14 protein-coding genes and 2 tRNA genes are annotated in these 11,969 nt (G+C 38.9%); 7 read left to right on the forward strand and 9 right to left on the reverse strand.

Going from position 1 to position 11,969, the window contains the following annotated elements:
• The first annotated feature begins 163 nt into the window (after positions 1-163).
• The 3 genes from FTU29_RS14445 (at position 164) to FTU29_RS14455 (ending at position 1,076) form a co-directional block, all read left to right on the forward strand.
• Positions 164-239 (forward strand) — tRNA-Asn (locus FTU29_RS14445).
• Between the two features lie 256 nt (positions 240-495).
• Positions 496-571 (forward strand) — tRNA-Asn (locus tag FTU29_RS14450).
• Positions 572-593: 22 nt separating this feature from the next.
• Positions 594-1,076 (forward strand): DUF2726 domain-containing protein, encoded by a 483-nt coding sequence (locus FTU29_RS14455; RefSeq protein WP_218949488.1) that lies wholly within the window; start codon positions 594-596, stop codon positions 1,074-1,076.
• 75 nt (positions 1,077-1,151) lie between these two features.
• On the opposite strand, the gene FTU29_RS14460 is transcribed toward FTU29_RS14455, so the two are convergent.
• From FTU29_RS14460 to FTU29_RS14475, 4 genes are all read right to left on the reverse strand, one after another.
• Positions 1,152-1,412 (reverse strand): hypothetical protein, encoded by a 261-nt coding sequence (locus tag FTU29_RS14460; RefSeq protein ID WP_180101918.1) that lies wholly within the window; start codon positions 1,410-1,412, stop codon positions 1,152-1,154.
• Between the two features lie 182 nt (positions 1,413-1,594).
• Positions 1,595-3,055: a S9 family peptidase gene (locus FTU29_RS14465; RefSeq protein ID WP_180122554.1), complete on the reverse strand. Its 1,461-nt coding sequence runs from the start codon at positions 3,053-3,055 to the stop codon at positions 1,595-1,597.
• A gap of 122 nt (positions 3,056-3,177) precedes the next feature.
• The gene (ubiA, locus tag FTU29_RS14470) at positions 3,178-4,059 is read right to left on the reverse strand and encodes a 4-hydroxybenzoate octaprenyltransferase (protein ID WP_180023423.1); all 882 of its coding nucleotides are present in this window, start codon (positions 4,057-4,059) and stop codon (positions 3,178-3,180) included.
• 22 nt (positions 4,060-4,081) lie between these two features.
• Positions 4,082-4,567, reverse strand: coding sequence for a chorismate lyase (locus tag FTU29_RS14475; RefSeq protein ID WP_111884531.1), 486 nt, complete (start codon positions 4,565-4,567; stop codon positions 4,082-4,084).
• Positions 4,568-4,769: 202 nt separating this feature from the next.
• On the opposite strand from FTU29_RS14475, the gene FTU29_RS14480 reads away from it, so the two are divergent.
• Complete coding sequence (locus FTU29_RS14480; RefSeq protein WP_180122556.1) at positions 4,770-5,684, forward strand: polysaccharide deacetylase family protein; 915 nt, start codon at positions 4,770-4,772, stop codon at positions 5,682-5,684.
• A gap of 83 nt (positions 5,685-5,767) precedes the next feature.
• Here the strand turns inward: FTU29_RS14480 and FTU29_RS14485 are convergent, their stop codons facing one another.
• A complete protein-coding gene (locus FTU29_RS14485; protein WP_111884533.1) occupies positions 5,768-6,046 on the reverse strand; it encodes a hypothetical protein in 279 nt (92 codons plus the stop codon).
• Between the two features lie 96 nt (positions 6,047-6,142).
• Positions 6,143-7,558: a type I glutamate--ammonia ligase gene (glnA, locus tag FTU29_RS14490; protein WP_171263711.1), complete on the reverse strand. Its 1,416-nt coding sequence runs from the start codon at positions 7,556-7,558 to the stop codon at positions 6,143-6,145.
• Between the two features lie 1,065 nt (positions 7,559-8,623).
• Between glnA and FTU29_RS14495 the strand changes: the two genes are divergently transcribed.
• The 3 genes from FTU29_RS14495 to FTU29_RS14505 all read left to right on the forward strand — a co-directional run bounded on the left by FTU29_RS14495 (position 8,624) and on the right by FTU29_RS14505 (position 10,764).
• A complete protein-coding gene (locus FTU29_RS14495; RefSeq protein ID WP_180035639.1) occupies positions 8,624-9,835 on the forward strand; it encodes a tyrosine-type recombinase/integrase in 1,212 nt (403 codons plus the stop codon).
• Positions 9,836-9,844: 9 nt separating this feature from the next.
• Positions 9,845-10,069, forward strand: coding sequence for a hypothetical protein (locus tag FTU29_RS14500; protein ID WP_180122558.1), 225 nt, complete (start codon positions 9,845-9,847; stop codon positions 10,067-10,069).
• Between the two features lie 227 nt (positions 10,070-10,296).
• On the forward strand, positions 10,297-10,764 hold the full coding sequence (locus FTU29_RS14505) for a hypothetical protein (RefSeq protein WP_180122561.1): 468 nt from the start codon (positions 10,297-10,299) through the stop codon (positions 10,762-10,764).
• 135 nt (positions 10,765-10,899) lie between these two features.
• Here FTU29_RS14505 and FTU29_RS14510 read toward each other — a convergent pair whose 3' ends face one another.
• The 3 genes from FTU29_RS14510 to FTU29_RS14520 form a co-directional block, all read right to left on the reverse strand.
• A complete protein-coding gene (locus FTU29_RS14510; protein WP_218954894.1) occupies positions 10,900-11,289 on the reverse strand; it encodes a hypothetical protein in 390 nt (129 codons plus the stop codon).
• Positions 11,271-11,777, reverse strand: coding sequence for a lysozyme (locus FTU29_RS14515; RefSeq protein WP_180122563.1), 507 nt, complete (start codon positions 11,775-11,777; stop codon positions 11,271-11,273). The genes FTU29_RS14510 and FTU29_RS14515 overlap by 19 nt, the downstream gene beginning before the upstream one ends.
• Positions 11,761-11,969 (reverse strand): hypothetical protein (locus FTU29_RS14520; protein WP_180119680.1); only part of this gene is annotated, 209 nt, incomplete at its 5' end. The genes FTU29_RS14520 and FTU29_RS14515, both read right to left, overlap by 17 nt.

Genomic DNA, 11,969 nt, shown 5'->3' on the forward strand with positions numbered 1-11,969 from the left:
ACAAAGCATACCTACTTTTTTGTTTATGCTTTCCTAAAAGTATCCGTATAAGTACTAACCTGTCTGATTCGGCTATTTTTAAAACACTTAATTTGATTTTTCTGTATTTTATTTAAATCAGGCTTGACCACCCTCCCATACATCTTTAGAATCCACTTCAGATTCTCCAATAGCTCAGTCGGTAGAGCGACGGACTGTTAATCCGCAGGTCCCTGGTTCGAGCCCAGGTTGGAGAGCCAAATTCTAAAAGCCCACGCATTATGTCGTGGGCTTTTTTTATGCTCTGACTTTTGTTTTAAGATAAGTATAACTTGCTCTATGACCTAAGCTATTCACTTAGCTCTCCGACCACATTAGAAAGAATAGTCAGAGCTTAAGTTTTAAAAACGCTTTATATTAAAGGTGTTTATATTTAATACATTCAGCCTAAATTTCCTTATTTTTTGCAATTCTGACTTGACCTCACTGCATTTGCCCCATAGAATGCGTGCAGATTCTCCAATAGCTCAGTCGGTAGAGCGACGGACTGTTAATCCGCAGGTCCCTGGTTCGAGCCCAGGTTGGAGAGCCAAATTCTAAAAAGCCCACGCATCATGACGTGGGCTTTTTTCATATATGTAGTTTATTCCGTGCCAGATCTAAGTCAGTTCATATTTTTTATTATTGGTTGCTTGGCAACTTTTGCCCTTGTCTGCTTAGTCTTTCCCAGACTGTTTAGAAGCAAACAAAAGTTTTTCCCACGTCGTGTAATCACTGCCTTTGAAAGTAAGATGTTTCATCGATTAAATGAAGCATTTCCGGACTACCACATTTTAGCCCAAGTGGCGTTTAGCGCACTGATCACCACTCAAAATTACAAAATCAGAAATAGATTTAATCGAAAAGTCACTGATTTTGTCATACTTGACCAAACTTATAATGTGCTTGTGATTATCGAACTGGATGACCCCAGTCATATAGGCAAAGAGCAAGAAGATGCTGAACGTGATGCAATGCTTGAAGAAGCTGGCTACCGTGTAATCCGCTACACCAGTATTCCAACAGTTCACACGCTCAGGCATGATGTAAATAAATAGTTGTTAAATACGTAAAGTACAATCAAACATTGGGTGAATGCGCATTGCATTCACATCCATAACGTAAGCAGAATTTTATTGAGCATTTGACTCTTGAGCTGCCAGCACTTCTGATACTGCTTGGTCAGCCTCAGCAGCCAAAGCCTCATCTTGTGCTTCTTTTGCTTTAATACGCTCAATCATTTCAGCTTGTTGTTGCTTATATTTTTCTTGGTTTTTGGCATCACTATTGACTGCAAGAAAAGCCATACTGACCAAAAATATAGGAATCAATAGCCCAAGTGCCATCAGAGTGATCATCTTTTTGGTATTGGGTTTTGGCTTAACTTCAGACATAACTATTCTTTCATATACATAAATAATTCGACGCCCAATATAGCAAAAAACAAAATTCGCTCAAGTATTCATAACATTCTTTGCTCGAACTAACTGTGCCCCTCATTTTTAAGGATTGAATGATTAATAATCCAATATGCAAAAAAAAGGAGACATGCTCCTTTTTTTATTATTGAAAAAACTTAGCTTGAAGCAGCTACCCCCTTACAATGTGGACTTTGGCTTGCATCTTTTTGCTCATTGGTTAAGACAATACCTGTACCTGCAGACATTTTAGCTTGAATAAATTCGACCGCTTGCGCATTTCTACAGATAATTGCCTGTGTATGACTTGCATTTGGCACAACGTCTAATTGATAACCTTCAGCATAATTTTCATCTGGGAAATACTTCTTCGCTTGTGTTTTCATATTTGCAAATAGCGCTTGCGTAACCACAGGAATAACTGCCTGATCATTTGCACCTTGAATAATATACACAGGCGCTTTAATTACTTTGGCAGCAGTAGCATTTGTCGCTGGCTGATTATCATTTAAAAATTTCTGAACGACAGGATCGGTATCGATTTTATTCAAATCAATTCCGTACTGTGAAACCGTATGCGTTGGATCTTTTAAGAATTCAATCACAGCTGCTTTAAACTGTTCTTGCAAACCATTTGCGCCATTTGGATCGGCATAACTTAAACATGCACCGTCATCCCCTGTACGTCCATAGGCTTTTTCTGCAATAACACCGGCATCAGCAGTAAAAATATTTTTTAAATCATAATTTGGCTCATAGGCTTTAATACCCGAACTGGTCAATGCAGCATATGCCAAAAGCTCAGCATAGCCATCTGCAATTTGATCAATTAACGCTTGTGCTTGAACCTCCGAAAGCTGCCCCACACCAAGTGCATAACGCACTTGAGCCAACTGTTCATCCAATCTATTCAATCCATGGGGTTTAGGTTGACCGTTTGCATCAACATTTAGTTTTGGATCTAAATAAATCTTAATAATCGTGCCTAAACTCGACGCAGGTGCGGCTGCTACTGCACCTTTATAGTTAGTATCGGTATTCGCAAATTCCGCCGTGCCTAAGGATGCATGACCACCTTGCGATTGACCAATCGACATCCACTGACCATTGAGTTGCTTACCATAATGTTCTTTTGCCGCTTTAACTGCAGTAAGCGCCGAATTTGCCGCACTTGATAAATTAAGGTATGGATGAACTCCTTTGGTTCCTAAGCCTTCATAGTCTGGCGCCACAATTACATAACCTGCCGCCATAAGCGTGTTAGCTAGAATTTTAAAACGTGGATGAATTAGATTTTTACTTGGCGCACACTCATCTCCTGCTCCGACTGTCCCATGCTCCCACACCACAACGCGATACCCATCTTTAGGTTGTGTAGCTTTTGGAAATAACACCAAGGCTGTTGCAGTCGCTGCTTTCCCCTGTACATTTGTCATGTTATAGGTCATGACTTTAATGGACGATGTATTGTCTACTGTATTGAAAGCATAATTTGCTTCAGACACAAATGTTGATTTTTGATTCGAAGATGATGAGTCATTATCATCGTCATTACACGCGGTTAAAGACAGCATAGAAACTGCAACTGTCAAAGCCAATGCTATTTTTGAACGTTTCATAAAATATCCTTTTTAATCATTATTCTTTAAACATGAAACTACATGCCTTTTTATTAATGCATAAAAAAAAGCACCCGAATAGGATGCTTTAGTTTATTTTAAAAAGTTTCAGATCAATGACATTAAAGAGCCAATGCCATAAAAATTCCAATAAAAATCATAAACCCTACCCAACGGTTATGGCGAAACGCCCAAAAACATAACTGCGGATCACGGCCTCTGGTTTTAGTCCACTGGTAAATAAAATCGGCAGCCACAGCCAATAACGCGACCAAACCGAATGGCATCAAGAGATCTTCTAAATACAGCGCAATAGCAATCAATACAATACTAAGCACCTGCAATAATGAAATGATTTCAATATCGTATTTACCAAATAAAATCGCAGTCGATTTCACGCCAATTTTCAAATCATATTCACGGTCAGTAATGGCATATTGTGTATCATACGCAACCGTCCACGCCAAATTACCAAAGTACAATAACCAACACGTTAAATCAGGTGTTTGCCCCACAGCGGTATAGGCCATAGGAATCGACCATGAAAATGCCGCGCCTAAAAATACTTGTGGCAGATGCGTGTAGCGTTTCATAAAGGGATAAATGAACGCTAAAAACAATGCCCCAAAGGACCAATAAAAAGTTTCTATCGGTAAAAAGAACAACATACATGCGCTAGCAAGCACCAAGATCAAGAACACATATATGGCTTCTTTAGCACTAATCACTCCAGTGGCTAAAGGACGATGCTTGGTTCTTTCCACAGCACCATCGACTTTACGGTCAGCAAAGTCATTAATCGCACAACCTGCTGCACGCATAAATATCGTGCCCAAAATCATGGGAATCAAAATACTGAATTGCGGTGTTCCTTGATTGGCAATCCAAAGTGCCCACATGGTTGGCCAAAAAACCAGTTCCGTGCCAATTGGCTTATCGAAGCGACATAAATAGTAATAAGCTTCTAAACGCTGCTGCCAAGTAATCTGTTGCACCACGGCCATGATTGTCCTTCATCTGGTAATGTTATTTCTGCAAATATTGTTCAAAACTCGCTAAAAAAGTTTCCTGAACAATAAATTTACAACCATGCCAAGTATAACAGCTCTGACGTGTCCAACCATCGTCTAGCCACAGTACACGCCGCTCACACTTCGGATTGGTACGCTGAAATAAAAAATGTCCGATCGGTTTTTTACCAATATGCTGAAAAATCCGCGCACGTCCTTGTATGCTAAGGATTGGAAATATACTTTTTGCCTTGACCCACGGCTCAGCTTCACAGCCATATAAATAACTTTCACGTACCCAAGCTGTGTGCTGTATTGGCATTTGTAGCCACCGTGCATCTTGAAGCGTCATACGTTGAAATTGCTCAATACTCGGCTCAACTTTAAATACACCTTGGGCAAAATCTGTTAATTGTTGGGTTAATGAACCCGAAGCATACAACCATGTTCTTAATTCAGGAGACATTCTTTTATCCCGCATTTCGCATGCTTGACGCTGCATATTTCATTTCCCTTTAACCATTTGCTGAGTATAGCGAATCATTAGTGTAACCAACTCAACATCGTTTTTCATGACCCATAGCTTGTTTTCAGTAAAATGAGCAAAACCAAAACAGCTTAAGCACTTCATTACATATGCAATCAACACAAACCTCATATACACAGTATGATGTCTTGGATAACCACTAAATTACACAAGCATAATGTTTCCATTTTACCCGCTACATGTTTTTATTTTTTTCGTTTTACTTTGTGCCAATATCACGGTTCAAGCAAAATCTATTGCACTCAGTTTTGATGATGGATTAAATCCAGCGTTTAACGCACAAGCGGAACAAATCAATGCTCAAATTTTAAAGCATCTGCATGATCAAAAAATCAAAAGTATTGTTTTTCCGAGCCTGATTAAAATTGGCGATTATCAAGGTAAACAACTGATTCAAGCGTGGGGACAATCTGGCCATCTGATTGGCAATCATAGTGCACTGCACCAAAATCTGAATAAAGAAAATGTCACATTAAAAGATTATCTGCACAGCATTGAACATTCGGATACCGTGTTAAAAACGCTGCCGAATTACACACGTATCTATCGTTATCCATTTTTAAAAGAAGGTAATAGCGCTAAAAAGCGTGATGCTGTCTATCAATGGTTAGAGCAGCATCAATACCGCATTGGCGGTGTGAGTATCGATGCCAGTGACTGGTTTTATAACCAAAAATATCTCGACTATGCCAAACAGCAAGATCAGGACAAATTAGACCCCCTAAAACAAGCGTATATTGCTCACCTGCTTCACCGAGCAGATTATTATGACCAACTTGCCCAGCTCACCATAAATCGTTCACCACAGCATGTTTTACTTTTACATGTGAATGCTATTAATGCCGCATTTTTAAAAGATCTCCTTACCGCCTTTCAGCAACATGGCTGGACTTTTATTTCAGCAGCAGACGCCCTACAAGACCCACTATATTCACAGCGCAGCCAAAACATCCCTGCGGGAGAGAGTGTGATTTGGTCCATTGCCAAAACCAAAGGATTCGAAAACTTACGCTACCCTGCCGAAGATGCGCCATATGAAATCGATAATTTAAAACAGCATGGTTTGCAATGATGGTTGGTGAATTGCTAGACATTCAATAAAAATGACCTGCTGTGTTTCAGGTCATTTTTTAAGTTCAATTTTTTAGTGTTGAATTAAAAGTTATCTGTCTTGGCAATGGCTTCAAACTTGCCTTGCGGCGTTTTTATTAAAACCAACCCTTCGGTTGTAATATAAAAACTTTCAGGGTATTCAAACTCCAATGCCAGCTCTGGGTTTTTCAGTTCGACAAATTGAGCCTGTTTATAACCTTCAACGGTCCGCCCAACTTCCAAATAAGTCACTTCTGAGAAGTTGAGTTTAAATCCCTTTGCCTGATCTGCTGGATCAATCCAAGGGAAAAAACCGGTATGTTTTTTACGTGGTTTTGCCATGTTTAGATATTTATTCAACTCTTTGCTTTATCTTAACCCATCTCATAAAAAAACCCGCACAAGGCGGGTCTTTTTACAGTGTAATTCTGTATAGAATTACAAGCTGTAGTACATGTCGAATTCAACTGGGTGAGTAGTCGTGTTAAGACGACGAACTTCTTCAGTTTTAAGTTCGATGTAGGCATCAAGCATTTCTTTAGTGAACACGCCACCTTTAAGAAGGTAATCATGGTCAGCTGCAAGAGCTTCAAGCGCCATATCTAAGCTATGAGCCACTGTAGGGATTTTAGCTTCTTCTTCAGGAGGAAGGTCGTACAAGTTCTTGTCAGCAGCTTCACCTGGGTGGATCTTGTTTTGAATACCGTCAAGACCAGCCATAAGAAGTGCAGCGAAACCTAAGTACGGGTTCATCATTGGATCTGGGAAACGTGCTTCAATACGTTTGCCTTTAGGGCTAGAAACGTAAGGAATACGGATAGAAGCTGAACGGTTACGTGCTGAGTAAGCAAGCATAATCGGTGCTTCGAAATGTGGTACTAAACGTTTGTACGAGTTAGTTGATGGGTTTGTGATTGCGTTCAATGAACGAGCGTGTTTGATCACACCGCCAATGAAGTACAACGCCATTTCTGAAAGACCAGCGTATTCATCACCAGCAAACAAGTTCTTGCCGTCTTTAGAGATTGACATGTGAACGTGCATACCAGAACCGTTATCGCCAACCATTGGTTTAGGCATAAATGTAGCAGTTTTAGCATATTGGTGAGCAACGTTCCAAACAGCATATTTGAACTGTTGAACTTCGTCCGCTTTGCGAACCATAGTGTTGAAGCTTACACCGATTTCAAGCTGGCAAGATGCAACTTCGTGGTGATGTACTTCTACACGACCTGGGCCCATGATGTCTTCAATTTTTGCACACATATCTGCACGCATATCTTGTGAAGAATCTACAGGAGGAACTGGGAAGTAACCACCTTTCACACGTGGACGGTGACCAGAGTTACCAGCTTCGTAATCTTTACCAGTAGACCAAGCAGCTTCTTCAGCGATTAATGTGTGGCGCGCGCCAGACATATCGATGTCCCATTTTACTTCGTCAAATACGAAGAATTCTGGTTCTGGACCAAAATAAGCAGTATCACCGATACCAGTTGATTTTAGGTATTCTTCCGCACGGCGAGCAATAGAGCGTGGGTCACGTTCATAACCTTGACCAGTTGAAGGTTCGATAACATCACAAGTCACAACAACTGTAGCTTCTGCAAAGAACGGGTCGATAAAACAAGTTTCTGCATCTGGACGTAAGATCATGTCAGATGCTTCAATGCCTTTCCAACCAGCAATTGAAGAACCATCAAACATTTTGCCATCTTCAAACGTATCTTCGTCGATTGAATCTGCTGGGTAAGTTACGTGTTGTTCTTTACCCTTAGTATCAGTAAAGCGAAAATCGACCCATTTTGCGCCACTTTCTTGGATGAGTTGAAGGACCTTGTTCGCCATGCTCATTTTGCTCCGATGATTTTTTTGTGCACACTGAAGTGCGTGTTAGTAGTTGGTAGTTATTAAGCAATTACCGTACCAACTTTTAAAAGCCAAGCTAAAATATTGAATTCCTTATCAGAATAGAAGATTTTAGCTCCTAGCTTTTCGACTATTATACTGTGTGTAACAGTAAATGCACCATATTCAGCCACTCTTCATCACTTTTGTTTAAAAACTTCTCGCAGGTGTATCAAAATAGTGCAACTTGGTTTTGCACCAAAATGATTAATCGCTTTCAACGATAAAATCATTGAGATTTTATCAAAGCTTTAAGGTCGAATTTAAATACGATAGAAACTAATGGCTTAGCTAGTTATAAATGGAAAAATACTGACGTAATAACTGAATTAATGATCGATATCTAGGTTTTTTGAGCCCGTAAAGTACCCATTTTTTGACGTTAATTTAACCATTTTGTTTTAATTTTAATCAATTTACCTTAACATTAATTGTGCTCCATTTTGGTGATTTTGCTTCAAAACGGTTCATATTTTTCCATCTAGAGCCTGAATTGCTATTTTTAACGACATCAAGCAGATCTTTTTAAAATATCAATTGAACATATTTTACCCACTTAAATTCAGCCTAATGTCTTGTTCAAATTAAATCCCAAATTTATAAGTCGAAAATTTATTGAAATGATTTCAGTTGCGATGAACTTTGGCGAAATTGTTCAGCAGAAATTGAATAATATTTGCTATGATTGGCTGCATTCTAAATATTTCACTATTTTTCTATTTAAAATATCCACACGATATTTGGGTCAATATACAACTATTTAGAATCATTTCGGACTATTCAAAGCACATTTAAGTGCATAAATTTCAAAGGTTAATACGCTCATGCTTTTGATGATCGAAAAGAATCAGATTTGTTAAATATTATAAATTGTTATAAAAATAAAATACTTAGCCGTACTCAACATGCCCTCTTACATTAACTGCCGTAAATTATTGTCTAATTGCATTAAATGGATATGTGAGTAAGATTGTGAGTAACAAGCTTTCGACACTTCGTTACTCACAACCTATGCTAAATGATACCAAGATCAAACAATTAAAACCAAGAGATAAAATGTACAGGATGGCAGATCATTCTGGACTATGTATTGAAGTGCGTCCAAATGGCTCGAAGCACTGGCGCTTTCGTTATCGTTTTCTCGGGAAAGCATCAATGTTAAGTCTTGGTGAATACCCGGTTGTAAGCCTAGCTACAGCACGTCAAAAAACTATAGATCAAAAAACACTATTGGACCAGAATATTGATCCAGCTAAATATCGAATTGAGGAAAAGGAGCAAGCTAAACTTAAGTCAGAATCTACATTTAAGGATATTGCCCTTGAATGGTATGAAGTAAAGAAAAACAAAAGGTCTGAATCATTTCGGCTTACAGTAGAGAAAGCTTTTGCGCGTGATTTATTCCCTGCATTTGGCAGCAAAGATTTAAAAACAATTACTCCGCATGATGTGCTCAGAATGCAGAAAGATACGATTAAGCGCGTATCTAAGCAGATGAATCATGGTACTGGTGAAAGCACGGCTATTCGAAATCGCCAACTTGTGAATTCAATCTTCAACTACGCTATCGCCAATCTGCGCTGCGAAAGCAATCCAGCAATATCACTTGGCCAAACTGTTGAGCGCCCTCCAAAGCAAACCGCTAGACCTTTAACGAGTGATGAAAAATCACGTTTTAATAGTGCGCTAAAAAACAGTCGATCTACTGAAATGGTTAAAAATTCCATACTCCTTTTATTGTATTCAATGATGCGATCAATTGAAGTTTGTCGCTTGCGTTGGGAGTGGGTTGATCTTGAAAATAGATTAATCACCATACCACCAGCAACGAAAGAGCAGCTGGATCAAGGCGAGCGAAACATCAAAATGAACAGAACTCATCTGGTGCCAATTAGCGATCAAATTTTTAAAATCTTAGAGAGTCAAAAACTACAATCAAATGATGAATATGTGTTTTGCTCGGTCTTTAATAAATCAAAAATAATGAACAAAACCACCATAAATCGAGCGCTTGGATCTATGGGTTTTGAGTTTACTGCACACGACTTTCGAGCTACAGCATCAACATTGCTTCATGAGGCTGGATATAGCTCAGAATGGATAGAATTGCAGCTTGCGCATGTAGATAAAAATGCCGTTCGTGGCACATATAATCACGCTCAAAATTTAGAAGAGCGTAGAAAAATGATGCAAGATTGGGCTGATATGGTTGATAGCTGGTGAGGTGAATCTATGATTGTTATGAAGAAAAATAAAAAGTATCTCTCCTATGTAAAACAAGAAGATGATTTGGGTTATTGGGAATTATCAGAAGTGAATTTTGTAGATCAATCGGGTTGGCATTGGACCAGTGATTACGAGAAAGCCAAGTATTTTATGAGTAAAAGAGATGCAAATATATTCTTGGCGAAAAAGAAAGGAAAGCTTTGGGAAGGTGTGGAGATAATTAGTGAGTGATAAGAAGGTCAGAATCATAAACGACAAAGCTCAAACCGCAATCTTTCTGTGTTTCTTGATTATTTTTCCAGTGTTTGCTTTGGCTTTTAATTTTTATTCTCAAACGAACCTTGGTTTTTCCGAGGTATTGGATAAGTCATTTTCAGTATCGATAGGTTTTTTTTGGTGGAGCAGCAACTCTTACTGCAGCTTATATTGCGTCTTTATTATTTAATGATTGGCGTGAAATGAAAAAGAACGAAATTCAAGTAAATTATGTGCTTGTGATAAAAAAACAAGTCCAAGATATCTTAAATAGAATAAATTCCAATAGAACCCAATTTTATAAGTGGAAAATAAAAATTCGTCGTAAAGAGTTTACCGTGGTTGAGTTAAGACAACTCAGTAATGAAATTTGGGAATTTGAACATGAGATCATCGTATATTTGAATCAAATAATTTTGGATATGAATGAACTACATTATGTGATTCATAAAGAACCTGAAGACCCCAAATCCAATGACCTACGCAAAAAGATTGAGTCATTAAATAAAATTGGAATTAGAGAAGATAATTTTCATAAAGTATGGGAAGAGCGAATCACCACTAATGTATTAGATGATTACTTCAAGTACTTTACGAATGATCTTACTATGTTTTTGTACAATGAAATTATAACTCAATACTTGGACATATTAAGGGTAACTGATGAATAAAGCCCTCACTTGAGGGCTTTTACAATTGCACCATGTCGCGCCTTGCAGTCATTGTATTTAGCAACCGTATCAACAGACCAAAGCATTAAAGCTTTACCCTGCCCGGACTCTAGTTGTTGCAGATCTGCGCATGACTCAAGGAGGTTTGCTGGCACCACTGGCGATAAGTGAGTTAAGTTGCTGCACGCCGTCATCATCAAAGCAGTCATTGCGATAAACAGGCCGTTCAATAATTTTTTGAACTTCTCGCGTGACTGTTTCGACTTGCACACGCTGTTCTGATTTAAGTGTTTCATAATCTGCACTTACCTGGTTTATTAGATTTTGTTTTTCAGCCAAAGCTTTAAGGTGCTTCTGCTCGATTTTTTGGATTTTTGCATTACATTGCTCACCAGCGATACGCAACTTGCCCGCTAGATGATTTGTGTATGCAATTTGCCCCACGTATAAAAAAGAAAAGACCGCAATTGCGATCCATGTTTTATATTTCCAGATTAGTAATGGCACTATTGCGCTCCTATGCATTTTTGATGGCGCTCTAATTGTCGAGTCCAAACGCCATAGCAATTGTTAGAACGAATACTGCAGTCCCGCTTAGCTACGTATTTCCATTTAAGCAATGAGTTACAAGCCTGCTTGTACTGGTTCGCTCTTAAGTTGCGTAACATTGATGATGAGCGCCAGTTAGCCGCACCAAAGTTATATGAAAAATCGAGGTACACATCGTATTCAACTTGCGAAAGCTTCACACCCCCAAGTGACTTTCGAAATGCAATCTCATCTTTAGACACGTGCGCCTTTACCCACTCTTGAGCAGTCTTGCGCGTGATTGGCGGATCAGTCATTTTGATTGGTTTACCATCTGGTTTGGTTGTAGATCCAATGCCCTGTGTTACAACCCCACCGCTATCTTTATAGGGTTTTGCTGAGTAACCTTCATACTTTTCTAAGCCCACAAAAAAAGCAGCCGAAGCTGCTAATCCATACGTCCAATATTTAGTCTTGTTTGACATTGCATTGCCCTCGCAATTTCGCAATTTTCAGTTCATGTTCTTCTTGCTCACGTTGATCTTTGCGCTTTTGAAATTGCTTATTTGATAAGTAGTTTGCAAAACTGATCGCAAGACCAGCCAAGCCGATAATGACACCGACTAAAAAACCCCAATCCCACGTTGCAAGCCAACTTACAACAGTTAGCCCTGCAC

The organism is Acinetobacter sp. YH12086, assembly GCF_013419345.1.
GTDB classification, from domain to species: domain Bacteria; phylum Pseudomonadota; class Gammaproteobacteria; order Pseudomonadales; family Moraxellaceae; genus Acinetobacter; species Acinetobacter amyesii.